22 protein-coding genes and 4 pseudogenes are annotated in these 26,025 nt (G+C 71.8%); 21 read left to right on the forward strand and 5 right to left on the reverse strand.

Going from position 1 to position 26,025, the window contains the following annotated elements:
- Positions 1-182: 182 nt before the first annotated feature.
- Entirely contained in the window at positions 183-1,388 is a 1,206-nt protein-coding gene (locus UG55_RS00685; protein WP_066061175.1) for a CaiB/BaiF CoA-transferase family protein, read from the forward strand.
- Between the two features lie 72 nt (positions 1,389-1,460).
- Here the strand turns inward: UG55_RS00685 and UG55_RS00690 are convergent, their stop codons facing one another.
- Complete coding sequence (locus UG55_RS00690; protein WP_066061178.1) at positions 1,461-2,204, reverse strand: enoyl-CoA hydratase/isomerase family protein; 744 nt, start codon at positions 2,202-2,204, stop codon at positions 1,461-1,463.
- 316 nt (positions 2,205-2,520) lie between these two features.
- Between UG55_RS00690 and UG55_RS00695 the strand changes: the two genes are divergently transcribed.
- The 9 genes and pseudogenes from UG55_RS00695 to UG55_RS00725 all read left to right on the forward strand — a co-directional run bounded on the left by UG55_RS00695 (position 2,521) and on the right by UG55_RS00725 (position 10,947).
- Positions 2,521-4,107, forward strand: coding sequence for an AMP-binding protein (locus UG55_RS00695; RefSeq protein WP_066061181.1), 1,587 nt, complete (start codon positions 2,521-2,523; stop codon positions 4,105-4,107).
- A gap of 29 nt (positions 4,108-4,136) precedes the next feature.
- Complete coding sequence (locus tag UG55_RS00700; protein WP_066061184.1) at positions 4,137-5,315, forward strand: amidohydrolase family protein; 1,179 nt, start codon at positions 4,137-4,139, stop codon at positions 5,313-5,315.
- Positions 5,312-5,949: AMP-binding protein (locus UG55_RS30855; RefSeq protein WP_242423527.1), on the forward strand; the 638-nt coding region annotated here is incomplete at its 3' end. The genes UG55_RS00700 and UG55_RS30855, both read left to right, overlap by 4 nt.
- 1 nt (position 5,950) lies before the next feature.
- Positions 5,951-6,745 (forward strand): annotated as a pseudogene (locus tag UG55_RS30860) (AMP-binding protein); the annotation flags it as partial.
- Between the two features lie 105 nt (positions 6,746-6,850).
- A partial coding sequence (locus tag UG55_RS30865; RefSeq protein ID WP_242423528.1) for a methylmalonyl-CoA mutase family protein occupies positions 6,851-7,211 on the forward strand: 361 nt, incomplete at its 3' end.
- Position 7,212: 1 nt separating this feature from the next.
- Positions 7,213-8,428, forward strand: a pseudogene (locus UG55_RS00710) (methylmalonyl-CoA mutase family protein); the annotation flags it as partial.
- Entirely contained in the window at positions 8,428-8,829 is a 402-nt protein-coding gene (locus UG55_RS00715) for a cobalamin B12-binding domain-containing protein (protein WP_066061192.1), read from the forward strand. The pseudogene UG55_RS00710 and the gene UG55_RS00715, both read left to right, overlap by 1 nt.
- Positions 8,830-8,941: 112 nt before the next feature.
- Positions 8,942-9,898, forward strand: a complete 957-nt coding sequence (locus tag UG55_RS00720) for an LLM class F420-dependent oxidoreductase (RefSeq protein ID WP_066061195.1) — start codon at positions 8,942-8,944, stop codon at positions 9,896-9,898.
- Positions 9,895-10,947, forward strand: a complete 1,053-nt coding sequence (locus UG55_RS00725; protein ID WP_066061197.1) for a CaiB/BaiF CoA-transferase family protein — start codon at positions 9,895-9,897, stop codon at positions 10,945-10,947. Before UG55_RS00720 ends, UG55_RS00725 begins: the two co-directional genes overlap by 4 nt.
- A gap of 50 nt (positions 10,948-10,997) precedes the next feature.
- On the opposite strand, the gene UG55_RS00730 is transcribed toward UG55_RS00725, so the two are convergent.
- Positions 10,998-12,014 (reverse strand): ferredoxin--NADP reductase, encoded by a 1,017-nt coding sequence (locus tag UG55_RS00730; RefSeq protein WP_066061200.1) that lies wholly within the window; start codon positions 12,012-12,014, stop codon positions 10,998-11,000.
- Between the two features lie 148 nt (positions 12,015-12,162).
- Here UG55_RS00730 and UG55_RS00735 point away from each other — a divergent pair, with 148 nt between their 5' ends.
- Genes UG55_RS00735 through UG55_RS00745 form a run of 3 tightly spaced genes read left to right on the forward strand, consistent with a single transcriptional unit; the run spans position 12,163 to position 15,524 of the window.
- Complete coding sequence (locus UG55_RS00735) at positions 12,163-13,566, forward strand: class I adenylate-forming enzyme family protein (RefSeq protein ID WP_066061202.1); 1,404 nt, start codon at positions 12,163-12,165, stop codon at positions 13,564-13,566.
- Entirely contained in the window at positions 13,544-14,449 is a 906-nt protein-coding gene (locus tag UG55_RS00740) for an acyl-CoA dehydrogenase family protein (protein ID WP_066061206.1), read from the forward strand. The genes UG55_RS00735 and UG55_RS00740 overlap by 23 nt, the downstream gene beginning before the upstream one ends.
- Entirely contained in the window at positions 14,436-15,524 is a 1,089-nt protein-coding gene (locus tag UG55_RS00745; protein ID WP_066061209.1) for an acyl-CoA dehydrogenase family protein, read from the forward strand. Before UG55_RS00740 ends, UG55_RS00745 begins: the two co-directional genes overlap by 14 nt.
- 114 nt (positions 15,525-15,638) lie before the next feature.
- Here the strand turns inward: UG55_RS00745 and UG55_RS00750 are convergent, their stop codons facing one another.
- Positions 15,639-16,403 (reverse strand): SDR family NAD(P)-dependent oxidoreductase, encoded by a 765-nt coding sequence (locus tag UG55_RS00750; protein ID WP_066061212.1) that lies wholly within the window; start codon positions 16,401-16,403, stop codon positions 15,639-15,641.
- Between the two features lie 191 nt (positions 16,404-16,594).
- On the opposite strand from UG55_RS00750, the gene UG55_RS00755 reads away from it, so the two are divergent.
- Together UG55_RS00755 and UG55_RS30870 are read left to right on the forward strand one after the other, a co-directional pair.
- The coding region (locus UG55_RS00755) for an ArgK/MeaB family GTPase (protein ID WP_255360392.1) at positions 16,595-17,288 on the forward strand (694 nt) is incomplete at its 3' end.
- Position 17,289: 1 nt separating this feature from the next.
- Positions 17,290-17,506: pseudogene (locus UG55_RS30870) on the forward strand (methylmalonyl Co-A mutase-associated GTPase MeaB); the annotation flags it as partial.
- 378 nt (positions 17,507-17,884) lie between these two features.
- Here the strand turns inward: UG55_RS30870 and UG55_RS00760 are convergent.
- The gene (locus UG55_RS00760; protein ID WP_242423529.1) at positions 17,885-18,928 is read right to left on the reverse strand and encodes a hypothetical protein; all 1,044 of its coding nucleotides are present in this window, start codon (positions 18,926-18,928) and stop codon (positions 17,885-17,887) included.
- A gap of 130 nt (positions 18,929-19,058) precedes the next feature.
- On the reverse strand, positions 19,059-19,748 hold the full coding sequence (locus tag UG55_RS00765; protein ID WP_066061218.1) for a TetR/AcrR family transcriptional regulator: 690 nt from the start codon (positions 19,746-19,748) through the stop codon (positions 19,059-19,061).
- Between the two features lie 314 nt (positions 19,749-20,062).
- Between UG55_RS00765 and UG55_RS00770 the strand changes: the two genes are divergently transcribed.
- The 6 genes and pseudogenes from UG55_RS00770 (at position 20,063) to UG55_RS00790 (ending at position 26,015) form a co-directional block, all read left to right on the forward strand.
- Positions 20,063-21,061 carry an acyl-CoA dehydrogenase family protein gene (locus UG55_RS00770; RefSeq protein WP_066061221.1) on the forward strand — a complete coding sequence of 333 codons (999 nt, stop codon included), beginning with the start codon at positions 20,063-20,065 and terminating at the stop codon, positions 21,059-21,061.
- The coding region (locus tag UG55_RS00775) for an acyl-CoA dehydrogenase family protein (protein ID WP_396230765.1) at positions 21,045-22,210 on the forward strand (1,166 nt) is incomplete at its 3' end. The genes UG55_RS00770 and UG55_RS00775, both read left to right, overlap by 17 nt.
- A 20-nt stretch (positions 22,211-22,230) precedes the next feature.
- A partial coding sequence (locus tag UG55_RS30875; RefSeq protein ID WP_242423530.1) for an enoyl-CoA hydratase-related protein occupies positions 22,231-22,647 on the forward strand: 417 nt, incomplete at its 3' end.
- Between the two features lies 1 nt (position 22,648).
- Positions 22,649-23,022, forward strand: a pseudogene (locus tag UG55_RS30880) (enoyl-CoA hydratase-related protein); the annotation flags it as partial.
- Between the two features lie 191 nt (positions 23,023-23,213).
- A complete protein-coding gene (locus tag UG55_RS00785) occupies positions 23,214-24,440 on the forward strand; it encodes a CaiB/BaiF CoA-transferase family protein (protein ID WP_066061230.1) in 1,227 nt (408 codons plus the stop codon).
- Between the two features lie 366 nt (positions 24,441-24,806).
- Positions 24,807-26,015, forward strand: a complete 1,209-nt coding sequence (locus tag UG55_RS00790) for an ABC transporter substrate-binding protein (protein ID WP_066061235.1) — start codon at positions 24,807-24,809, stop codon at positions 26,013-26,015.
- Positions 26,016-26,025: the final 10 nt, after the last annotated feature.

A 26,025-nucleotide genomic window follows, 5' to 3' on the forward strand; every position in this document is an offset into this window, starting at 1 on the left:
AGCCGCGAGTTGATTAGCTATTTGTGAGAATGTAACTTCCGGACGTCCTCGTGTCCGGGCGGGCGGGCGGGCCGGCGGTGGCCGCCCGCCGCCCGGGCGGTCACCGCCTCCCCGGGTGGGCGTCCGGGCAGTCGGTGCCAGGGGAGTCCATTGACCTACAAGGGGATCGCGGAGGGTGCCACATGAGGCCGCTTGAGGGAATCAGGGTTCTCGAGGTGGCGATGTACGGCTTCGTCCCGTCCGCGGGCGGGGTCCTCGCGGACTGGGGAGCCGAGGTCATCAAGGTGGAGCACGCCGTCACCGGCGACCCCCAGCGAGGCCTGAAGCAGACGGGCAACCTCAAGGTCGGTGACGGCCCGAACCCGAACATCTGGCACGCCAACCGCGGCAAGCGCAGCCTCGGTCTCGACATGTCCCGGCCCGAGGGCAAAGAGGTCCTGGACGAGCTGACCCGGCGCGCGGACGTCTTCCTCACCAGCTTCCTGCCGCGTTCGCGCCAGAAGCTCGGCATCGACGTCGAGGACGTCCGCGCCGTCAACCCGAAGATCATCTATGCCCGCGGCAGCGCGCTGGGCCCGCGCGGCCTGGAGTCGGACAAGGGCGGTTTCGACATGACCGCCTTCTGGGCCCGGGCGTCCAGCGCGGCCAGCATCACGCCGCGCACGGCCGACAGCATGACCCCGCCGCCCGGGCCGGCCTACGGCGACACGATCTCGGGGACGAACCTCGCCGGTGGCATCGCGGCCGCGCTGTTCCGCCGCGAGCGCACCGGCGAGCCGTCGGTCGTGGACGTGTCCCTGCTCGGCAGCGGCCTGTGGGCAATGGGGCAGACGATCGCGCTCTCCCAGCTGCTGGACGAGCCCCTGCAGGCGCCCGAGCCCGGTGCCCACGGGTCGCCGAGCAACCCGCTCTCCGGCCTCTACCGCACCTCGGACGGGCGGTTCCTGTCGCTGGTCATGCTCCAGCCGGGGCGGTACTGGCCGGATGTCTGCCGGCACATCGACCGCCCGGAGCTGGCCGACGACCCGCGCTTCTGTTCCGTCGAGCAGCTCGCGGCCAACACCGCGGAGGCCGTCCAGATCCTGCGGGAGGTGTTCGCCACCCGCACGCTCGCGGAGTGGACCGAGCGGCTCGGCACCCTGTCCGGCCCCTGGGCGCCGGTGCAGGACTCGCTCCAGGTCGGCAGCGACCCGCAGATCCGCGCGAACGAGTACCTGCTGTCCGCGGGTGATCTGGAGGTCGTCTCCAGCCCGGTGCAGTTCGACGTCAGCGCGCCCAAGGTGGGCCCGGCGCCGGAGTTCGCCGCCCAGACCGAGGAGATCCTCATGGAGCTCGGCCTGGACTGGGAGCGGATCATCGAGCTGAAAACCGCCGGCGCGGTCACCTGACCGGCGCCGGCCAGGGGCCGGGGGCCGGGGGAGAAGCCCCCGGCCCGGCCGGGGCCCGGTGCGCGGCCGGGGTCAGCGGGCGCGCTTCGCGGTCAGCCGCTCGGCGGCGGCCCAGTGCTCGTCGGAGACCCACAGCCGCGCGAAGGTCCGGGCGGCGTCCTCGGCCTGCTCCTCGGCGGGGCGCGCGAGTGCGGCCGCCCGGATCACGTGCTTGATGGCCCGGGCGGGAGCCGCGGTGAGGGAGCGGGCGAGCGCCCGCCAGCCCTCGTCGAACGACTCCCGCGGCAGGACCTGGTCGATGAGCCCGAGCCGCTCGGCCTCGGCGGCGCCGAGGATGCGGCCGGTGCCGGCGAGCATCAGCGCTCGGCCCGGGCCGACCAGCGCGGCCAGCCGCTCGGCGCCACCCCACGCGGGCATGATCGCCAGCGTCGACTGGTTGAAGCCCATTCTGATGTCGTCGGCGGCGACCCGGATGTCGGCGGAGACCGCGACCTCGGCGCCGCCGCCCAGCGCGTGCCCGTTCATGGCGGCGATCACCGGGGCGGGGAAGTCCGCGAGCCGGTCGCAGATGGTGCGCATCCGCAGCGCCATGGCGGTCGCCTCGTCCTCGGTGCGCAGCGCCGCGAGCTCCTTCAGGTCGCCGCCGGAGACGAACGCCCGGTCGCCGGCGCCCCGGATGACCAGGGCGCCGGCACCCTCGGCGGCGTCGATGGCCTTCTCCAGCTCGCCCATGGTCGACAGGGAGATGGCGTTGCGGGCCTCGGGCCGGTCGATCGTGATCACGGCGAGCCCGGCATCCAGCTCAAGATCAATCATGGACCCAACTCCGTCTTGAGAATCGAATTCTAATTTGAGAGAGTAGCATTACCGGGCTAAATGCGCCGTTCTTGGGCTCGGGCTCGGGCTCGCGCTCGGCTCCGTCCGGGAGCCTCGTCCGGGAACGCATCCGTCGGCGGTCGCGGCGGCGCCGGGCGGTGCGGCCCGAGGCACGGGGCCGCCCGCGGTCCGCCCGCGGCGGGCAGGCGGTGCGGCGGACGCCCGCCGCCGGCCGTCCGGCGGCCCGGGCGGAGCTGTGGATTCTGTCCACCGGTCCTGGGAAAGTCTAGGAATCGCACAGATCGGAGTGCCCGGTATGCGCACTGTCCCACCTGACCTGGTCAAGCGGTACGAGTCCGAAGGCTGGTGGACGCGGGAGACCCTCGGCGACATCCTCGCCGCGGGGCTGGCGGCGGCTCCTGACGCCGAGTTCCGGGTGCATTCGGCTGTCCGGCCGTGGAGTGGGACGTTCCGGGATGTCGAGCGGGTCGCCCGCCGGCTGGCCACCGGGCTGCGCGCCCGCGGTGTCGGCCCTGGTGACGTCGTCGTCTTCCAGCTGCCCAACTGGATGGAGGCGGCCGCGACCTTCTGGGCCTCCGCGCTGCTCGGTGCGGTTGTGGTCCCGGTCGTGCACTTCTACGGGCGCAAGGAGCTCGGCTACATCCTCGGGCGGACCTCGCCGAAGGTCTTCGTCACCGCGGCGAGCTTCGGGCGGCTGGAGTACCAGCCCGACCTGAGCGCCGGCGTCCCGGTGGTCGGCGTGGTGGGGCGTGACTTCGACGACCTGCTGGCGGACGAGCCGCTGGCCGGCACCGTCGCGACGGATCCGGCGTCCCCGGCGGTGATCGCGTTCACCTCCGGCACCACCCGCGACCCCAAGGGCGTCATCCACAGCCACCAGACGCTGGCCTTCGAGACCCGTCAGCTCGCCGGCCTCTACCCGCCCGACCGCGGGCGCCAGCTCACCGCCGCGCCCGTCGGGCACTTCATCGGCATGCTGAACGCCTTCCTCATCCCGGTGCTGGACGGCCGCCCGATCAACCTGGCGGATGTCTGGGACCCGGCGCAGGTGCTGGAGCTGGTGCGCGCCGGCGGCCTCACCGTCGGCGGCGGCGCGACCTACTTCGTGACGAGCCTGCTCGACCACCCGGACTTCACCCCCGAGCATCTGGCGGGCATGCGCTACGCCGGGCTGGGCGGCTCGTCCGTCCCGGCGGCGGTCACCACCCGGCTGGCCGAGCTGGGCATCACGGTGTTCCGCTCCTACGGCAGCACCGAGCACCCCTCGATCACCGGGTCGCGGCACACGGCGGCGGCGGAGAAGCGGCTGTTCACCGACGGGGACGTCCTGCCCGGGGTGGAGATCCGCCTCGACCCGGACGGCGAGATCCTCAGCCGGGGCCCGGACCTGTGCCTGGGCTATCTCGACGACGAGCTGACCGAGCGGGCCTTCGACGAGGAGGGCTGGTACCGCACGGGCGACGTCGGTGTGCTCGACGAGGACGGCTACCTGACGATCGTCGACCGCAAGGCCGACTTCATCATCCGCGGCGGGGAGAACATCAGCGCGCTGGAGGTCGAGGAGGCGCTGCTGGGCATGCCCGGCATCGCCGAGGCGGCGGTGGTCGCCGCGCCGGACGCCCGGCTCGGTGAGCATGCGGCCGCGGTGCTTCGCCTGCAGCCCGGCGCCGCCCTGCCCACCCTGGACGAGGTGCGCGCGCACTTCGAGCGGGCGGGCCTGGCCCGGCAGAAGTGGCCCGAGGAGCTGGTCGAGGTCGTGGACTTTCCGCGCACTCCCAGCGGTAAGGTCCAGAAGGCCGTCATCCGCCGCGAGCTCGCTGCCAGGGGTGGCGGACCCCTCGCGGGGCGGGAAGACATTGCGGCGCGGCAGGGAAGAGAATAGGATTCTCCGTATCAGTAAGGGAGGATCTCATGTCTACGCGCGTGTCGCCGTACCCCGTCTTTGACGCGGACAACCACCTGTACGAGACCGAGGACGCCTTCACCAAGTTCCTGCCCGAGGCGTTCCAGGGCGCGATCCGGTACGTCCAGGTGGACGGCCGCACGAAGATCGCGATTCGGGGCCAGATCAGCGACTACATCCCCAACCCGACCTTCGAGGTCGTGGCCCGCCCGGGTGCCCAGGAGGAGTTCTTCCGCATCGGGAACCCCGAGGGCAAGTCCTACCGCGAGATCATCGGCAAGCCGATGCGGTCGATTCCGGCGTTCCGTGAGCCGAAGTCCCGCCTTGAGCTGATGAACGAGCAGGGCCTCGAGCGGACGCTGATGTTCCCGACGCTGGCGAGCCTCATCGAGGAGCGCATGCGGGACGACCCGGAGCTGACGCACGTCGTCATCCACGCCCTCAACGAGTGGCTGTACGAGACGTGGACGTTCAACTACGAGGACCGCATCTACACCACGCCGGTCATCACCCTGCCGATCGTCGAGAAGGCGATCGAGGAGCTGGAGTGGGTGGTGGAGCGCGGTGCCCGGGCGATCCTGATCCGGCCGGCGCCGGTGCCCGGCTACGGCGGCTCCAGGTCGTTCGGCCTGCCGGAGTTCGACCCGTTCTGGGAGCGGGTCGTGCACCACAAGATCCTGGTCGGCCTGCACTCGTCCGACAGCGGTTACAACCGCTACACCCAGGACTGGGAGGGCAAGGTCCGCGAGTACCTGCCGTTCCAGCCGGACGCCTTCCGGATGATCGGCCAGTGGCGTCCCATCCAGGACACGGTGGCCGCGCTGGTCTGCCACGGCGCGCTGTCGCGGTTCCCGGACCTGAAGATCGCCGTCATCGAGAACGGCGCCTCCTGGGTCGCCCCGCTGCTGGCCGAGCTCAAGGACGTCTACAAGAAGTACCCGCAGCAGTTCCTGGAGAACCCGATCGAGGTGATCCGGCGCAACGTCCACGTCAGCCCCTTCTGGGAGGAGGACATGGGCAAGCTCGCGGAGCTGATCGGGATCGACCGGGTGCTCTTCGGCTCGGACTTCCCGCACCCCGAGGGCCTGGGTGACCCGGTGAGCTACATCGATGTGCTCAAGGACCTCAGCGACGAGGACAAGGCCAAGATCATGGGTGGCAACATGGCCAGGCTGATCGCCGGATGAAATGGGCGACCATCCCGGAGATGGTGCTGAGCGCGGGCGACCGCTTCGGTGATGCCGAAGCGGTCGTCGACGGCACGCTGCGCCTCACCTACACCGAGCTGGTGGCTCGCGTCCGCACCGCCGCGGGTTCCTTCGCGGCGGCGGGCGTGGCCAAGGGCGACCGGGTGGCGATCTGGGCGCCGAACTCCGCCGAGTGGATCATCGCGGCCTTCGGGCTGCTGACCGCCGGCGGGGTTCTGGTGCCGGTGAACACCCGCTACAAGACCGAGGAAGCGAACGACATCCTCACCCGCAGCGGCGCGAAGCTGGTGCTGGTCCAGGAAGGCTTCCTCGGGCAGTCGTACGCGGGGCTCACCGCCGTGCCCGCGGTGGACATCAAGTCGGACTTCCTGGCCGGTGGCCCGCCGCTCGACGCGCCGGTGGTCACCGACGGTGAGGAGATTGCCGACATTCTGTTCACCTCGGGGACGACGGGGCGTCCCAAGGGCGTCATGATGAACCACCGGCAGACGCTCCGGCTGTACGAGGAGTGGTGCTTCCAGGCGGATCTGCGGGAGGGCGACCGGTACCTGATCGTCAACCCGTTCTTCCACAACTTCGGCTACAAGGCCGGCCTCGTCGCGGCCCTGATCCGNGGCGCGACGATCGTGCCGATGGCGGTCCTGGAGATGGACCGGCTGCTGGAGCTGATCGAGCGGGAGCGGATCACCATGCTCCCAGGCCCGCCCACGCTGTACCACTCGCTGCTGGCGGCCCAGGGCAGCGCGGACCTGTCCTCGCTGCGCTGCGCCGTGACCGGTTCGGCCGACATCCCGGTCGAGCTGATCCAGCGGATGAAGCAGGAGCTGCCGTTCAAGTCGATCATGACCGGCTACGGCCTCACCGAGGCGGGGACGGCGACGGCCTCCCGGCCGGGGGACTCCTTCGAGGACATCGCCACCACGGTCGGCAAGCCCTGCGACGGTGTCGAGGTCTCCATCGCCGGTGACGGCGAGGTGCTGATCCGCGGGTACACGGTGATGCAGGGGTACCTGGACGACCCGGTCGCGACGGCGGAGACGATCGACGCCGACGGCTGGCTGCACACCGGTGACCTCGGCTCGCTCGACGAGCGGGGCTACCTGCGCATCATCGGCCGCAAGAAGGACATGTTCATCGTCGGGGGCTTCAACGCCTACCCGGCCGAGATCGAGGGTTTCCTGCTGCAGCACCCCTCGGTCGCGCAGGCCGCCGTCATCGGGGTACCCGACGAGCGGCTGGGCGAGGTCGGCAAGGCGTTCGTCGTCCGGCGCGGGCCGGTCGAAGCGGACGAGCTGATCGCGTGGAGCCGGGAGAAGATGGCCGGCTTCAAGGTGCCCAGGTACGTGGAGTTCCTGGAGAGCCTCCCGCTGAACGCGTCGGGGAAAGTGATGAAGGACAAGCTGCGTTAACGATTCCTCGAAGGTCCCTGTGCGGGGTCGGCGGCCGGCGGTTGCCGTGCGGACGGGCCCGGGGTCGGTATTGACGTTCCGTCTCCAGAAGGTAACGAAGCGACGATGAGCGATTCTGTCCAGACCAATTCCGGCCTGCCGGTGAACCCGGTGTACGGGCCCGCCGACCGCGGTGCCGAGCCACCGGAGCCGGGGCGCTTCCCGTTCACCCGCGGCAACTACGCCTCCGGCTACCGGGGCCGCACGTGGACCTTCCGGCAGTACTCCGGTTTCGGTACCGCCGAGGAGTCCAACAGCCGGTACCGCTACCTGCTCGACCAGGGCGGGACGGGGCTGTCGGTGGCGCTCGACCTGCCCACCCAGTGCGGGTACGACTCCGACGACCCGGAGGTGACCGAGGAGGTCGGCCGGGTCGGCGTGGCCGTCGACACCCTCGCCGACGCCGAGGTGCTCTTCGACGGCATCCNGCTGGACAAGATCAGCACCAGTTTCACGATCAACGGCACGGCGGCGATCCTGCTCGCCTTCTACGTCGCCGCCGCCGAGCGTGCGGGGGTGCCGCGGGCCAAGCTGACCGGCACGATCCAGAACGACATCCTCAAGGAGTACGCCTCCCGGGGAACCTGGATCTGGCCGCCGGAGCCGTCCCTGCGGCTGATCGCCGACACCATCGAGTTCTGTGCCGCGGAGGTCCCGCGCTTCAACGCGATCTCGGTCGCCGGGGCGCACTTCCGCGACGCCGGTGCCAACGCGGTGCAGGAGATGGCGTTCACCCTCGCCGACGGCGTCACCTACTGCGACACGGTGATCGAGCGCGGGCGGCTGACGATCGAGCAGTTCGCCCCGCAGGTCTCGTTCTTCTTCTACACCCACGGTGACTTCTTCGAGGAGATCGCCAAGTACCGCGCGGGCCGGCGGCGGTGGGCGACCATCGTCCGGGAGCGTTACGGCGCGACGGCCGACAAGGCGTCGATGTTCCGGTTCGGCTGTGTGGCCGGCGGGGCGTCGCTGTACGCGCCGCAGGCGCAGAACAACATCGTGCGGGTCGCCTACGAGGCGATGGCCTCGGTGCTCGGCGGCGTCCAGTCGATGTTCACCGCCGCGTGGGACGAACCGTTCGCGCTGCCCAGCGAGGAGTCGGCGACGCTGGCGCTGCGCACCCAGCAGATCCTGGCCCTCGAGACCGGCGTGACCCGCACCGTCGACCCGCTCGGCGGTTCGTACTTCGTCGAGGCGCTCACCGACGCCACCGAGGCCCGCATCATCGAGATCATGGACGACCTGGAGCAGCACGGCGGCATGGTCCGGGCGATCGAGGACGGCTACCTGCAGGGCCTCATCGCGGACGAGGCCTACCAGCTGCACAAGAACATCGAGGGCGGCACGGTGCCGATCGTCGGGGTGAACCGTTTCGTCTCCGACGAGCCGGCACCCGACCTGGCCACCTACGAACTCGACGCCGAAGGCCGCGAGCGGCAGCTCAAGCGGCTGGCCAAGGTGAAGGCGGAGCGGGACGGCGCGGCCGTGCGCGCGAGCCTCGACGCCCTGGCGAAGGCCGCGGAGGGGAACGGGAACCTGATGCACAACCTGATCGACTGCGCCAACGCCTACTGCACGGTCGGCGAGATGGTCGCCGCGCTCAAGGCGGTCTGGGGCGAGTTCCAGCAGCCGGTGGTGTTCTGATGCCGGCACGGGTACTGGTCGCCAAGCCCGGCCTGGACGGGCACGACCGCGGGGCGAAGATCGTCGCCCGGGCGCTGCGGGACGCGGGCTTCGAGGTCGTGTTCACCGGCATCCGGCAGCGGATCGAGGACATCGTCACGATCGCGCTGCAGGAGGACGTGGCCGTGGTCGGCCTGAGCATCCTCTCCGGCGCGCACATCGCGCTGACCACCCGCACCGTCGAGGCGCTGCGGGCGGCGGACGCCGGTGACATCGCCGTCATCGTCGGCGGGACGATCCCGCCGGCCGACGTCCCGCGGCTGCTGGCGGCCGGTGCCGCCGCGGTGTTCCCGACCGGGACCGCCCTGGACGAGCTGGTCAGCCAGGTCCGTGAGCTGACGGCGACAGCCACCTCGACCTGAACCACCCGCCGACCCCGACGGCGGGCACGAACGCGCCGGTCGTCGACGGGGCCCGCGCACCGTCGGTGCGCGGGCGAGCGTGCCATCGAAGTAACGAGATCGGGAGGGTCCTGTGCGGGTCGGCGTGATGATCGGACCGGAGCGGGGTGACTCCGCGCGCAAGGTCGGGCGGATGATCGACGACGTGTTGTGGGCCGAGAGCGCGGGGATGGACACCGCCTGGATACCCCAGGTGCCGTCCGACTTCGACGCCCTGATCGCGGTATCGCTGATGGGCGCCCGCACCGAGCGGATCGAGCTGGGCACGGCGGTCGTGCCGCTGCAGCCGCAGCACCCGGTCGCGCTCGCCCGCCAGACGCTGTCGGCGCAGGCGGCGACCGGCGGGCGGCTCGCGCTCGGTGTCGGCCCGTCACACCACTGGATCGTGCGGGACATGCTCGGCCTGCCCTACGACAAGCCGGCCGCGTTCACCCGCGACTATCTCGAGGTCCTCAGGGTGGCCCTGAACGGGCCGGGCCCGGTGGACGTCGAGAACGATTCCTTCAAGATTCACAACCCGCTGGAGATCGGCCCGATCGCGCCGCTGCCGGTGCTCATCGCCGCGCTCGGCCCGGTGATGCTGCGGATCGCCGGTGAGCAGGCCGACGGCACCGTGCTGTGGCTGGCCGACGAGCGGGCCGTCGGTGAGCACGTGGTACCCCGCATCACCAAGGCCGCGGCGGACGCGGGCCGCCCGGCGCCGCGCGTCGTCGCGGGCATCCCGGTGTGCCTGTGCGCGCCGCAGGATGTCGACAAGGCCCGGGAGCGGGCCAACCGCATCCTCGGCGAGGCCGAGGTATCCCCGAACTACCAGCGCCTGCTCGACCAGGGTGACGCCGTGAACGTCGGCGACATCGCCGCCGCCGGCGACGAGGAGGCCATCCTCGCCCGCTTCCGGTCGTTCGCCGCCGCGGGCGTGACCGACCTGTCCGTCCGGCTGCTGCCGATCGGGGACAACCGCGAGGAGCTGGTCGCCTCCAAGCGGCGGACCCGGGAAGTGATCGCGGCCCTCGCGGCGGAGGTGAGATGAGCGCGGGACCCCTGGCCGGCATCCGCATCCTGGAGGTCGGCCACATCCTCGCGGGCCCCTACGCGACGATGCTGCTCGCCGACCTCGGGGCGGAGGTCACCAAGCTGGAGCCCCCCGGGGGTGACCTGTCCCGGCAGGTCAGCGACGCCTACTTCGCGAGCCTCAACCGGGGCAAGCGCAGCATCCGCCTCGACCTGACCGGCGAGGCGGGGCAGGCCCGGCTGCACGAGCTGGTCGCCGACGCGCACGCGCTGCTGGTCAACCTCAAGCCGTCGGCGATCCGGAACTTCGGCCTGACCTACGAGGCGCTGCGGCCGTACAACGAGAAGATCGTCTGTGTGGCGCTGACCGGCTTCGGGCTTTCCGCCGGCGACGACCCGGCGTTCGACTACGTGATCCAGGCCGCCACCGGGGTCGCCGCGCTCACCGGCGACCCCGACGGCCCGCCGACCCTGCCCGGGTACTCCTCCGCGGACAACTCGGCCGGGATGACGGCGGCACTCGCGCTGCTCGCCCAGATCGTCTCCGGCCGCGGCGGGCAGCTGGAGGTCTCGCTGCGGGACGTGATGCTCTCCCAGCTCAACTACCGGGCCTCCGCATACCTCAACGACGGCGTCGAGCCGCGCCGGCTGCCGAACGGCGCGCACTCCTACTATGTGCCCGCGCAGCTGTTCCCCACCGCCGACGGCTACCTGGCGCTGTTCGTCACCCACGACGGCTTCTGGCGGAAGTTCTCCGCCGAGGCTGGGGTGACGGGCTTCGCGACGATGGCCGAGCGGGCGTCCCGGCGCGAGGAGGTGCTCGACGTCGTCACCAAGGCGCTCGCCGCCGACACGGCGGAGAACTGGGAGACGCGGCTGAAGCGCCTCGGTGTCCCGGCGGCCAAGGTGCGCTCGCTGCCCGAGGCACTCGAACGCACCCCGGACATGGTCGTGCGGGCCGGTGACTTCCGGCTGGTCGCCAGCCCGATCCGCGTCACCGGCCACGAGCCCGCGTACGGCCCCCCGCCCCGCCTCGGTGAACACGGCGACCTGCTGGACTCCGCCTGACGGCCCGGCCGGCGGGCGGGCCTGCGCGGCCCGCCCGCCGGCCGGTGGCGTCACTCGTAGCGGACGATCACCGACGGGGACTCCGGCACCCCCTGGCAGGTGAGCACGTAGCCCTCCTCGATCTCGTCCTCGGTGAGGGCCTCGTTCACCCGCATCGTCGCCGTCCCCTCGACCAGCTTCGCGATGCAGGTGGCGCAGGTGCCGGACTCGCAGGAGAACGGCGGGGTCAGCCCGCCGCGCCGGGCGCTCTCCAGGAAGGTCTCGCCGGGCCGCCGCGGCACCGAGATCTTCTTGTTGCGCAGGATGATGGTGACGGTCCCCTCGACCTCCGCCTCGGCGCCCGGGGTGCCCTCGGCCTCGGTCTCGGGGGCGGTCACCGCCGCGGCACCGAACCGCTCGGTGTAGACCCGGCCGGGGCCGGGGAACGTGCCCTCCACGAGGTCCATGAAGGGCTCGGGGCCGCAGACGTACACGTCGGCGTCGGTGTCCGTGCCGACGAAGGCGTTGATCGCGGCCGCGTCCAGGTAGCCGCCGTCGGTGTCGAGGTGGCGCACCACGGTGAGCCGGTCCGGATACTGCGCGACCAGGTCGGCCAGGGCGGCCTCGAAAATCATCGACGGCCGGTCCCGGTCGGCGCACAGCAGGCGGACGGTGCGCTTCGTGCCCGCCAGCGCGCTCTTCGCCAGCGAGATGACCGGGGTGATGCCGCTGCCGCCGCAGAAGCCCAGCAGCGGGGCGTCGGTCTCCCGCAGGCAGAAGACTCCGTGCGGCTCGGTGATCTCCACCTCGTCGCCCGCGGAGACATTGTCGATCAGCCAGTTGGAGACGCGTCCGCCGGGAACCCGTTTGACGGTCGTCATCATCTCGGTGTCGGTCTCGGGGGCGCTGGACATCGAATAGGAGCGCAGCAGCTCCTCGCCGTCGATCTGCACCCGGAAGGTGCAGAACTGCCCCGCCCGGTAGGTGAACGGCCCGGTGCTGGGAGCGAGCACGAAGGTTCGCGTGTCAGCGGTCTCACGGATGACCCGGGTGACGGTCGCCCTCTGGAACAGAGGGGGTCTCGGCATCTACGGCCTCCTTCTGGTATGAACATTCTACTGTCATGAGAATATAATTTCCGGACGCGGGCTGGGATCCGCACAGGGCCTCCCACCAGTACTGCTTCCGCGTGGTGACCCGATCGATCCGCGTGGTGACCGTTCGAAAGGAGCGGCAGTGAGCGATCGAGCCGCGCTCGTCTTCGAGGAACGGAAGTACAGCCTGGCACAGGTCGAGACGCTGACGGACGGGTTGGCGGCGGCGCTGGTGAAACACGGGGTACGGGCCGGTGAGCGGGTGGCGCTCATGGCCTCGAACCGGCCCGAGTTCATCCTGGCCGTCCGGGCTGCCTGGCGTCTGGGCGCGGCCATCGTACTGCTGAGCCCTTCCTGGAAACAGGCCGAGATCGAGCACGCGCTGTCGATCACCGGGGCCCGGCGCGCCGTCGGAGATCAGGAGGCGCTCGGGCGCCTGCTGCCGATGTGGCACCTGGACGAGCCGTTCCCCGCGGCCGGCGGGCCGTTTCCGGACCCCGATCCCGACGCGGACGCGCTGCTGGTGTTCAGCTCGGGCACGACCGGCTTACCCAAGGCGGTCCGCCACACCCGCCGGTCCTTCGCCGCCGCCGTCGGGCACTGGCGGGACGCGCTGGGACTGACCGCCGCGGACCGCATCCAGATCACCACCCCGCCGTCGCACATCCTCGGCCTGCTCAACATCGTCACCGCGCTGGAGACCGGCTCCTGGATGCGGCTGCACCGCCGGTTCGACCTGGAGCTGATGCTGCGCTCGATCGAGCGCGACCGGATCACCGTGGAGATGGCGGTCGCGCCGATCGCGTTGGCGATAGCGTCACACCCGGCGCTGGAAACCTACGACCTGTCGTCACTGCGGTACATCATGTGGGGGGCGACTCCGGTCACCGCCAGCGTCGCCGAGACCGTCACCCGGCGCACCGGCGTGGGCTGGCTGCCGGCCTACGGCGCGAGTGAGCTGCCGGTCATCGCCTGCAACCCGGTCGGCGGCGCGCGGCTCGACAGCGTCGGGCAGGCGGTCGGCGGCGTCCGCCTGCGGGTGGTGTCGCTGGAGTCCGGGGCGGTGCTCGGCCCCGGTGAGACCGGTGAGATCCAGGCCCGGGCGGAGTCGCTGATGGCCGGCTACCTCCCCGCCGAGGCGACCGCGGAGGCGTTCGACGACGGCTGGTACCGCACCGGCGACGTGGGCACGCTGGACGCCGACGGCTGGCTGCGGCTGACCGACCGGGTGCGGGAGATGGTGAAGGTCCGGGGCTTCCAGGTGGCTCCGGCCGAGGTCGAGGGTGTGCTGCACGCCCACCCGGCGGTGGCCGACTGCGCGGTCTTCGGCGTCCCGGACGCCGCCGACGGCGAGGCCCTGACCGCCGCCGTCACCCCCGTGGCGCCGGTCGACGCGGCGGAGCTCATCGCCTGGGTCGGCGAGCGCCTCGCCTCGTACAAGCGGCCGCGCGCGGTCGTGTTCGTGGACGAAATACCCCGCCTGCCCTCGGGCAAGGTACTGCGGCGAGTTCTCAAGGAGCGCTATGGACGTACGTCTGACCACTGAGCAGCGCGAGCTGCGGAACGCGGCCGCCCGGCTGGCCGACGACCTCGGCCCGGGGTCCGTGCTGGACCTCGACGACGCCGAGCGCGTCGAGCGGCTGGAGAAGGCGGTGGCGGCCACCGGCTGGCGCTCGCTGCGCTCCGACGGCGCCTCCGGGGTCGAGGTCGCGCTCGTCGTCGAGGAGCTCGCCCGCGGGCTGGTCGACGTCCCGTTCCTCGGGCCCGTGCTCGCCGACGACCTGCGCGCGAAGCTCGGCGAGGGCAGCGACCCGGCCGCGCTCGCCGTCGGTGACGAGGCGGTGGACGCCCGCGGCCTGCCCTCGGCCCTCGGCCTGCGCGGGACCACGGTCGGCACCGTCGCCGTCGGTGAGCCCGTGTTCGGTGTGGACCTCACCCGGACCACCGCGGCGGTCACCGGGCCGTTCGAACCGGTCGGCGAGATCCCGGCGGGCGAGGCGCAGCGTTGGCACGCGCTGGCCCTGACCGTCACGACCGCCGACATCCTCGGGGCGGCCCGGGGTGCCCACGCGCTGGCCTGCGAGTACGCCAAGGTGCGCTCGCAGTACGGCCGGACCATCGGCTCGTTCCAGGCCATCGCTCACCTGCTCGCCGAGAGCCTCGCGCTGATCGAGGGCTCCATCAGCGTCCTGCGGTACGCCGCCTGGGCGGTCGACGAACTGGACCCGGCCGAGGCGCTGCGGGCCGGCCAGGTCGCCAAGGTCTACACCGCGCGCGCCGCGCAGACCATCTGCGAGACGGCCGTGCAGGTGCACGGAGGCATCGGCAACACCTGGGAGTGCCTCGCCCACGTCTTCCTGCGTCGCGCGCTGGCGTCCGGCGCGCTGTACCCCGTGTCTCTGGAGGAGATCGATCTTGGACTTTCGTGACTCGCCGGAGGAGGCCGCGTTCCGCGCGCGGCTGCAGGACTGGCTCGCCGAGAACGCGAAGAAGTTCCCCACCTCGGGCGACGAGTACTGGGCCAAGGCCGGGGAGTGGCACCGGGCCCTGTACGCGGGTGGCTTCTTCGGCACCTCCTGGCCGAAGGCCTACGGCGGGCAGGAGCTGCCGGCCGTCTACGACGTGATCGTCGACGAGGAGCTGGCCCGCGCCGGCGCCCCGGCGCGGCCGAGCCTGGGCTACCTGGTGATCGGCCTGGGCCGGCACGGCAGCGAGGAACTGCGGCAGCGGTTCCTGCCCGGCATGATCAACGGCACCGAGCGCTGGTGCCAGGGGTTCAGCGAACCGGGTGCCGGCTCCGACCTGGCCTCCCTGAGCACCACGGCCACGCTGGAGGGCGACCACTACGTCCTGAACGGCCACAAGATCTGGACGAGCTACTCGGACGAGGCCGACTGGTGCCTGGTCCTCGCCCGCACCGACCCGAGTGCCCCGCGGCACAAGGGCATCTCCGGCTTCATCGTCTCGATGCACCAGGCGGGCATCGAGCAGCGGCCGCTGCCGATGATGAGCGGGGTCACCAAGGAGTTCGGCCAGGTCCTGTTCGACGGCGCGACGGTGCCCGCCGACCAGATGGTCGGCGGGCCCGGCGAGGGCTGGAAGCTGGCCATGACGGTCGTCGGCCACGAGCGGGAGCCGTCGACGCTGGGGTTCACCGCGCGGTACGGCAAGACCGTCCGCAACCTGGCCGCCGGCATCGACGGGCCCCCGCCCGAGTCGCTGCGGTGGGCCGCCGTGCAGACGGAGATGCTGCGCCTGCACGTGCGGCGCCGGCTGTCCGAGCAGCTCGACGAGGTCAGCCACGGCCCGGACGGCTCGCTGGACAAGCTGCTGATGACCTGGGTCGAGCAGTCGGTGGGGCACGCCTCGCTGGCGGCCGGCGGTACCCGTGACCCCGAGCTGCTGGGTACCTACCTCTACAGCCGGGCCCAGAGCGTCATGGGCGGGACGTCGCAGATCCAGAAGAACATCATCGCGTCCCGGATCATCGGGCTCGAGGCCTGACCGCCCGGCCCGGGGCGGCGGGGCGGTGCCGGGCACCCCGCGGCGGCGATTGTCGCGGGGTGCCGCCGGCGGCGGCGGTGGGGGAGCAGCTCCCCCGCCACCGCCGCGGGGGGACTACTTCGGCGGGAAGCGCAGCGCGCCGTCGAGGCGGATGACCTCGCCGTTGAGGTAGTCGTTGGTGATGAGCTGCTCGGCGAGCGAGCCGTACTCGGTCGACTGGCCCATGCGCTTCGGGAAGGGGACCTGCGGGCCCCAGTAGGCCTCCAGCTTGTCGGCGGCCTTGCCGTAGGCCGGGGTGTTGATCGTGCCTGGCGCGATCGCGTTCACCCGGATACCCAGCGGCGACAGGTCACGTGCGGCGACCAGCGTCATGGAGATGACGCCACCCTTGGCGGCGGCGTACGCGATCTGGCCGATCTGCCCCTCGAAACCGGCGATCGACGCGGTGTTGACGATGGCGCCGCGGGCGCCGCCTTCCAGCGGCTCCTCCTGCGCGATGGCGGCGGCCACCAGCCGGGTCACGTTGAACACCGAGGTGAGGTAGTACGTGATCGTGGTGGTGAACGCGTCGAGGCTGTGCGGCGAACCGTCCTTGCCGACGAGGCGGCCACCGGCGGCCGGGCCACCGTGGGTGTCGACCGAGATCCGCAGCGGGCCCAGCCCCTTGGCCTCGGCGATCGCCGCGAGGATGTCCTCCTCCTTCGTGGCGTCCGTGCGGACGTAGCGGATGCCCAGCTCGGCCTCCAGGGCCTTGCCCTTCTCATCGGCGACGTCGGCAACCACGACCTTCGCGCCCGCGGCGTGAAGGCGGCGGACGGTCGCCTCCCCGAGGCCGCCGGTGCCACCGACGACGAGCGCGGAGTTTCCGCTGATCTCCATTAACGTTTCCCTCTCTTGCTAGCCAAGCTCTCAGTCTGGAAGACTAACATTCTCATGAATGCGATCTCGATCCATAAAGCGACGTCTTCCGTTGGCTGCCGGCCCCGGTTCTCACGGGCCGGCGATCAGATCCAGGACTCCGGTTCGGAGGCCCGCGGCGTGTCAACCGTCGACCCTTCCGGTGGATCCCGATGAACATTCTGGAGACTGTCGCCGCCGCGCGCGCTGGTTCACTCCGTGCCGTCGGTCGGTTGCTCAGCATGGTGGAAGGTGACGGTCGCGACGAGGCGCTGGCGGCCATACCACCGGCCCCCGTTCGCGTGGTGGGCGTGACGGGTCCGCCCGGCGCGGGGAAATCGACCACCATCGGAGCGCTGGTCGGCGCCTACCGGGAACGCGGGCTGCGGGTCGCGGTGCTCGCCGTCGACCCCTCCTCGCCCTACAGCGGCGGTGCGCTGCTGGGAGACCGGATCCGGATGGCCGCGCACACCAACGACCCGGGGGTGCTGATCCGTTCCCTGGCGGCCCGCGGCCACCTGGGCGGGCTGTCCGCGGCCGTGCCGGCGGCGGTGCGGGTGCTGGCGGCGCTGTCCTACGACCTGGTCCTGCTGGAGACGGTCGGCGTGGGGCAGTCCGAGATCGAGATCGCCGCCGTCGCGGACCCGACCCTCGTCGTGCTGACGCCCGGCGCCGGCGACGCCGTCCAGGCGGCCAAGGCCGGCCTGCTGGAGGTCGCGGACCTGCTGGTGGTCAACAAGGCCGACCGCGACGGGGCCGAGCAGACCGTGCGGGACCTGCACATGGAGGTCAGCGCGCCGATCCTGACGCTGGTCGCTTCCAAGGGGGAGGGGCTGCCCGCCCTCGTCGAGGCCATCGACGCCCATCNCCGGCAGGACACCCGGGCCCGCCGCACGGCGCGGGCGCACGCACAGATCCTCTCCCTGGCCCAGTCGCGCCTGCGGGAGCACCCCGGGCTGGCCGCGCTCGCCGACGAGGTGGCCGACGGCCGGCGGGACCCCTACTCGGCAGCGGAGATCCTGCTGGGCGGCCAGCGGGCCGCTGCCCGGTCCACCGCGGCCGAGCCGGGCGGCCCGGCCGAATAGGCGGGCGCGCGGGCCGGGCCGTCGACGGCCGGTTGAGGCTGGGGTGAAAGGCGCCGGGACCAACACCGAACACGGCTCCGGACAGCTGCCCGAACACGCTCGGGAAACCGCCCGGATCAGCCGGTCAGGAACTGGGCACCCGCATGCGGTAGCAGGCGCGAAGGTCGACGTCCGAACCGCGGCCCAGAAAATCGAGAAGTAGGCGATTCGGCCGACCTTGACGACGGTGGTCTTCGTCAGCCGGTCCTCGTCGGGTTCGCGGGCGCGCTTTCGGGGTGGCACACCTGGAAGGGCGCGGCGCTTCCGCCCGACTGCCGGACGCGCCCCGACCAGAGCGGGGCACAGTTGGCCGTGGTCAGAGCTCGCCGCGTGGTCCCGTCATCGACTGGCCGTGGTCAGAGCTCGCCGCGTGGTCCCGTCATCGACGCCGTTGTTGAAACACCAGTCGTAGTAGACGTAGGCCTCGTGGACGGACCCGCCGGCCGACAGCCGGAGCACGATCCCGGTGTCCCCCCACCTGTCCTTCGCGCAGGTGTCCGGCGTGTCCGGGCCCCCGCCCGCCGGCGCGGCCCTGATCGCCGCCAGCAGCGCGGTCGCCTCGGTGCCGCCGAGCTCGCGGGAGGCGAGCAGCCCGGGGCCGCCCCCCGGACCGGGCAGCTCGTAGTGGCAGACGGCGACGGTGTCCACGGCGTCGAGCCGGGCCACGTCGAACGGTGCGGGCGGGCGGACGAACCCGCCGGCCTGGATCGGCGAGCTGGCGGCGCAGCCGTGGTGGTCGACCTCGGCCCGGCGGGCCGAGGCGATGATCCGCTCGGCCTCGCCGAGGTGCGCATCGTCGGTCAGGACGAACACCTTCGCCGAGCCGACCGTACGGACGAGCCGGGTCCAGCCGTGCGCGCTCGCCCGCCCGTCCCCCACCTCCTCGGCCCCCTCGGCGGCGGGCGTGGGGGCGAACCAGACATGCGGCGACCAGTGCTCGCGAGGTACGCCACCGCCATGCAGGTCAGGCCCCTCCCCAGGGTGGGGGCAGGCGATCATCATCTCGAACCGGCGGGGGCCTCGACTGTCCACGTACGGCCGGTCGGGGAACGCCCGCCGCCCGCCCTGGACCGCGGCGCACCAGTCGCCGCCCGGTGCCGGCGCGGGTTCCCAGGCGGCCGGGACATCCACGACCAGGTCTCGGAACGACTCCGACCGCCAGCCCGGCTCGGACGCCCCGCGCGCGGCGGGGGCGGGGGAGTCGGGGCCGGCCGTCAGGTCACTGCCCGCCGGCGCGCAGGCCATTGCCAGCCCGCCGATGACCAGCGCCGCGGCTGATACCCGCGCCGCCCCGCGCAGGCCACGCCACCGCAACCGGCGGGCCACGTCGACCATCCGGACGCGGGCGGGCCGCCGCGAGGCGCGGAACGGATCATTTCCCATGGTGGGTCTGACGCAGCGGCAGAGGTGTTGGTTCCACCGGCCTGTGAACAATGCCGTCTGCACCGCGTGACCGTTCCGCCCGGATGACCGGCTGTGACCGCCTCCGGATGACGGCCTCCGGGTGACCGGCTCAGGACGCCACGGAGCCGCTGATCCCGGTCAGGCAGAAGTCCCAGACCTCCTCGACGGTGATCGGGTTTGCGTTCTCGCTCCCGGAGACGCCGTTTGACTGGGAGAGGAACATGGCGGTCTGCATCACCATCGCCGCCGCCCGGCGCGGCTTCAGCCCGCCGCGCAGCTGGCCGGCCGCGGCGGCCCGGTTCATCATTTCGGTGATCAGAGCGAGCAGCGGGGCGTGCGCCACCTTCACCTCGGCCGGATGCGAGACCAGCAGCTGCGGGGCGAAGTCGGTGAACAGTGGCCGGCGGCGGCGGGCCTGATCGGAATGGCTCTGCTCGAACAGCAGCCGGACCGCGATCCGCAGCTGGCCCAGCGGGTCGGGCTCCTGCTCGGCGGCTGCGCGGATCTCCTCCGCCGACTCGTTGAGCGCGTTCTCGAACAGCGCGAGCAGCAGCTCGTGCTTACCGCTGAAGTGCTGGTAGAAGCTGCGCAGCGACTGGCGGGACCGGTCGACGACCTCCTGCACGGTGAGATCGAGCGAGCCCTTCTCGGCGATGATCGCCTGAGCCGCGTCCAGGAACTGGACCACCCGCTGCTCGGCCCGGAGCTTGGCGGCCCGGGTCGAACGCTCGACGGCACGCTGCTTCCAGGCCGGCTCTTCCTTCGGGGCGGTCACGGGCAGCTCCGTCTTCTGGGCCATGTGTCAGAACGTACTGCACTGATGCTGGGACATCCGGCCAACCGCGGTGGTAGTACACCGACCGGCTACGAGACCTTAACTTTCGATCAGTGAGAATGTTATTCTCGCAGGAGTTCGGTCCGAGTGGCTACCGCCGGTCGGACGTTACCTGGAACCTGCATACCGACTCTGGGATGTTGGGAGCGCCGACGGGGGCCGTCGGTCCCCCGGCAGCGCGCGGCTTCACGCGTACAGGTGCGGTACGCCACGGTGCGCCATCGAGGAGCCGATGTTGACGATCTTCACCGACCGGCCGGGCGGCGCGGGAGCGCGCAATGCTCTTTGAGTTCGACTCCGACCAGCGGCTCTGGCAGAAGACGGTCCGGGAGGTCCTCGTCCGGGAGTGCCCGCCGGAACTCGTCCGCCGGGTCGCGGACGAGGGCGCGGATCCCGCACCGCTGTGGCAGACCTACGCCGACCTCGGCTGGACGGAGCTGGTCGAGCCCGCCGAGGCGGTGGAACTGGCCATCCTGCTGGAGGAGCTCGGCCGGGCGGTCGACCCGACGCCCTACCTGGCCACGATGACCTGGTTCGCCCCGCTGGTCCCGGGCGGCACCGAGCCCGGCCGGACCGGCACGGCCGTACTCGACGGCGTGACCGCGCACCGGGACAGGGACGGCTGGCTGCTGCACGGCACCGGCACCCACGTCCTGGACGGTGACCGGGCGGACTCGCTGGCGGTCGTGACCGAGGCCGGGGTCTTCACCGTGCCGAGCGCCGCCGCGACCGTGACCCGCCTCCCCGTCTTCGACCCCGCCCTGCACATCGCCACCGTCACCCTGGCCGGCGTCCGGGTCGCGCCCGACGCGCGCCGCGCCGTCGACCCGGCCCCGGCGCGGGACCTGGCCCTCACCGGGCTGGCGCTGACCATCGTCGGTGCGTGCCGGCGGATCCTGGAGCTGACGCTCGACCACGTGCGGGCACGGGAGCAGTTCGGTGCGCCGATCGGGTCGTTCCAGGCCGTCAAGCACAAGGCCGTGGACATGCACGTCGCGGTGGAACGGGCCCGGGCGCTCGCCTACTTCGCCGCGCTGACCATCGCCGCCGGCGACCCCCGCCGCCGGCTGGCCGCCGCGATGGCCAAGGCCGCCGCCGGCGAATGCCAGTCGCTCGTGGTCCGCAACGGCCTGCAGCTGTTCGGGGCGATGGGCTTCACCTGGGAGAACGACCTGCAGTTCGCGATCAAGCGGGCGGTGGCCTGTGAGCTGCTGCTGGGCGGGGCCGCCGAACACCGGGCACTGATCGCCGAGGAGTACCGTGCAGCTGACGTTTGACGCCGATGTGGAGAGGTTCCGCGCCGAGTTCGCCGCCTTCCTCGACGCGAACCTGCCCGGCGAGGCGGAGACGGTGCAGCGCGCCTACTCCAGCGCGCACGTTCCCGACTGGGCCCGCCGCTGGCAGCGGCAGCTGTTCGACGCCGGCTGGCTGCTGCCCGGGAACTCGCCCGAGTTCGGCGGGCGCAACGCCTCCATCCTGGAGCAGTACGTCCACCTGGAGGAGCTCAGCCGGCGGCGGATCTACCACAGCTTCAACCCGCAGGGCCTGGGCATCATCGGCGCCTCGCTGCTGTCGTTCGGCACGCCGGAGCAGAAGCGGCGCTGGGCGGTGCCGATCCTGCGGGCCGAGATCACCGCGGCGCTCGGGATGAGCGAGCCCGGCGCGGGGTCCGACCTGGCCTCGCTGCGCACCCGAGCGGTCCTCGACGGCGACCATTTCGTCGTCAACGGCCAGAAGATCTGGACCTCCGGCGCGCACGACGCGGACGTCCTGCTGACCTTCGTGCGGACTGATCCGGACGCGCCGAAGCACCGGGGGATCAGCGTGCTGCTGATCCCGACGGACACCCCCGGGGTGACCCGCCGGCCGTTCGGCTCGGCGATCGACCGCGATGACGTCGACTTCAACGAGGTCTTCTTCGACGACGTCCGGGTGCCCGCCGAGAACCTCGTCGGCGCGCTGAACAACGGCTGGCACGTGGCCAACGGCTCCCTCGGCCACGAGCGCACCCTGCTGTGGCTGAGTTTCGCCGACCGGCTCGAGGACCTGACCCGCGACTTCCACCCGCGGGACGTGCTCGGCCGGGACGCCTACGCGCGCCTCGTCATGGACGCCCACGCGCTGCGTCTGCTGGGCTCGGCGGCGCTGGCCAGCGCCGCCCGCGGCGAGCAGGACGTCGCCGCGCTGTCGGTGCTCAAGCTGCTCGGTTCGGAGGCCGTCCAGCGGGCCTCGGAGCAGGCGATGGAGTCCGCGGGCGCCGCTGCTCTGGTGCATCCGGCATCCAGTGCGCCGTACGCTCACCTCAACCTTGAGGCCTTCTCCGCCGGATGGTTCGAGCGCTACCTGCGGTCGTTCGCCGGAACCATCGCGGGAGGAACCTCGGAGATCCAGCGCACGATCATCGCTGAGCGGGTGCTGGGACTGCCNCGGAACTGAGGAGCCTGGTGTGTACATCAACTATGACGTCGCCGACCGGATCGCCACGATTAGTCTCAATCGTCCGGAGGCTGCCAACGCCCAGAACCTGGAGCTGTTGGAGGAGCTCGACCAGGCCTGGACCCGCGCCGCGGCGGATGACGAGGTCGCGGTCATCGTTCTGCGGGCGGAGGGGAAGCACTTCTCCGCGGGCCACGACCTGAAGTCGAACGCGCCCGCCCCGGAGAAGATCACCCTGGAGTGGATCTACCGGGTGGAGGCGCGGCGCTACCTGGAGTTCTCGTTGCGGTGGCGGAACGTGCCGAAGCCGTCGATCGCCGCCGTGCAGGGCCGGTGCATCTCCGGTGGGCTGCTGCTGGCCTGGCCGTGCGACCTGATCATCGCCTCCGAGGACGCGATGTTCTCCGACCCGGTGGTGGCCATGGGCNTCGGCGGGGTCGAGTACCACGGGCACACCTGGGAACTGGGGCCCCGCAAGGCCAAGGAGATCCTCTTCACCGGGCGCGCGGTCACCGCCGCCGAGGCGGAGCAGATCGGCATGGTCAACAAGGTGGTTCCGCGCGAGGAACTGGACGCGCAGACCCGGGCGCTGGCCGCGCACATCGCGACCATGCCCAGCTTCGGGCTGCGCCAGGCCAAGCGCGCGGTCAACCAGACCCTCGACGTGCAGGGTTTCTACGCGGCGATCCAGTCGGTGTTCGACATCCACCAGACCGGGCACGGAAACGCGCTGAGCGTCAGCGGGTGGCCCGTCCTGGTCAACCTCGACCAGATGAAGACGGCGATCAAGAACGCCAACTGAACCGAAGCAAGGCGGGCCGGCCGGTCGCGTTGACCGGCCGCGCCTGCCGGTCGCGCTGACCGGAGACCGGTCGACGCGACCGGTCGACGAGACCGGACCCGTGCCGGGCGCGAGTTGCAGGCCGCCCGGTTACCGAGCCCGCCACCGCCACGCGTCATGACACGACGCGGGCACTGCCCCGAGGAGGCGCCATGACCGCGACGGACGAGCGGGATTTTCGCGAGACCGCGGGAGGCGGGCGGCGTCCGCTGGAGGGACTCCTGGTCGTCGGCCTGGAGCAGGCCGTGGCGGCCCCGATCGCCACCCGGCACCTGGCCGATATGGGCGCCCGTGTCGTGAAGATCGAGAATCCCCGCGGCGGCGACTTCGCCCGCCACTACGACGGGGCGCTGAACGGCATGGCCGCCCACTTCGTCTGGGTCAACCGGGGCAAGGAGTCGGTGACGCTCAACTGGGCGGACCCGCGCGGGGCGGAGGTGCTGGAACGCCTGCTGGCCCGGGCCGACGTCCTGATCCAGAACCTCGCGCCCGGCGCGGCGGAGCGCCGCGGCCTGGCCGCCGCGCAGGTCTGCGCGCGGCACCCGCGCCTGGTCGCCGTGGACATCTCCGGCTACGGCGAAGGTGGCCCGCTCTCCCACAAGCGCGCCTACGACCTGCTGGTGCAGTCCGAGGGCGGCTCGTGCGCGATCACCGGTGAGCCGGGCCGGCCGGCCAAGGCGGGTATCCCGCTGGTCGACCTCGCCACCGGGATGTACGCGCTCAGCTCGGTGCTCAGCGCGCTCTACGCGCGGCGGGAGACCGGACGCGGCTCGGCGATCGCGGTCAGCCTCTTCGACGTGGTCACCGAGTGGATGGGTTACCCCCTCAACTACACCATGGGGACCGGCCTCGAACAGGAGCCGGCCGGGGTCGGCTCGCCCGCCGTCGCGCCCTACGGGGCCTACCCGACGGCGGACGGCCAGACGGTGGTGCTCGGCACCACCAACGACAGCGAATGGCAGCGGCTGGCGCGCAAGGTCCTGGACCGGCCGGACCTGGCCGACGATCCGGCGTTCGCCGGCAACGCCGACCGGGTCCGGGAGCGTGCCCGGCTGGACAAGGTGATCACGGCCTGGGCCGGGAGCGTCACCCTCGACCGCGCGCAGGAGATCCTCGATGCCGCGGGTCTGGGCAACGCCCGCCTCAACGGCGTCCAGGACGTGCTCGACCATCCGCACCTCGCCGCGCGCGACCGCTGGCGCGAGGTGGCCACCCCCACCGGCAACGTGCGGGCGCTGCTCCCGCCGCCGATCGCGGCCGAGTGGTCGCCGCCGATGGGCGCCGTGCCGGCGCTCGGTGAGCACACCGACGCCGTTCTGGCCGAGTTGGGCCTCGGCGCGGACGACATCGCCGCCCTGCGCGCCGACCGGGTGGTATGAGCGCCGCCGCCCGGAGTCAACCGGAATAAAGGTCCTCCATTTTCGGCGCTGGTGGCACGTAGCTGCGTGTTGCTAACCACGCAGGTGATCCCGGTGTCTTAATCGGTGGGCTTGCCCGGGCCCGGCGCCGGCAATTAAAAAGTCCGGAACAGGTGCTTGCTCTCCGTGTACTGTCGTTGGCACTCGGCATTGATCCGGATGAAACGTGCCATGTTTGTGCGACCGCCCAGGTATATGGCTACGATCGTGACCCACAACACAGGGTGCTTGATCCAGGCGGATGGCGGTGCCCGGCCCGGTCGATGACCGGCCGGGCACGGCGCATCTCCGGGCGCCCGTCGTCACTCGTCCGGTCTTGGGGGGTTAATGCGAACAGGCGTTCCGCGGGCGCTCTTATGCGTCAGCATCGTGTTCGGTCTCGTCGGGGCGGTGGGCTGCTCGGCCGAGCGGCCGGCGACACGCGCCGCTGCCTGCGACAGCCCCGGAGTCAGCGCCGACCAGGTCAAGGCGGGTCTGGTCCTGTCCGACACCGGCGTCGGCAGCGTCGCGATGTCCTCGGCCCGCTCCGGGTTGGACGCCCGGATCGGTCTCGCCAACGCCGAAGGCGGGGTGCGCGGGCGGCAGATCGTCTACCGGTGGCGCGACGACGCCGGCTCTCCCTCCCAGAACGCCCAGGTCACCAAGGACCTCGTCGACCACGAGTCCGTCCTGGGCATCGTGGCGGTCACCACCGCGCTCGGCGGGTCGCTGGACGAGACGCAGGCCCGTGGGATACCGGTCGTGGGCCTCGCCGTACCGAGCTGGGCCGAGTACCAGAACCTGTTCGCCTACGCCTACGAGACCTCGCCGCAGACGGTGGGCCGGTACATCCTGCAGGGCGGCGGCAAGAAGGTCGGCATCCTGGTGACGGGAACCGCGGAGTCGGTGATCCAGAGCGCGAACGAGTACCGCGAGGACTTCGAGGCGGTCGGTCTCGCCACCGCCGCCCCGATCTCGTACGCCAGCAGCACCGACAGCCCGCTGCAGGTGGCCAGGCAGCTGGCCGCCGCCGGCGTCGACTCCCTGGTGGGTCTGACCTCCGCCGAGGACTTCGCCGCGGTCGTCAAGGCGGCTCGGGAGGCGGGCCCCGACCTCGCCGTCAGCGTCACGCTCAGCGGGTACGCCCGCTCGCTGCTGCCCTCGCTGGGACCCGCGCTGGCCGGGGTGTCGATCCCGGTGTACTTCCGCCCCTTCGAGGCCGGTGGGGACGCTCTCGGCCGGTACCGCGAGGCGATGAACCGGTACGCGCCGGAGACCACGCAGCCGGAGCAGGAGTTCGCCATGTACGGGTATCTCTTCGCCGACATGTTCATCCGCGGGCTGGACCTCGCCGGCGACTGCCCGACCCGCGAAGGCTTCATCAGCGCGCTGCGGGGGGTGTCCGACTACGACGCGGGGGGTCTGCTCGCGCCGGTCGACCTGGGTGCGAACGCGCGGCAGCCGCTCAGTTGCTATGCGTTCGTCCAGGTGAACCCGTCCGGAACGGCCTTCGGCGTCGCCCGCGAGCGCCTCTGCGCCGACGGCACGGGCCGGTAGGCCGGCGGAC

It is taken from the genome of Frankia sp. EI5c (genome assembly GCF_001636565.1).
GTDB lineage: Bacteria > Actinomycetota > Actinomycetes > Frankiales > Frankiaceae > Parafrankia.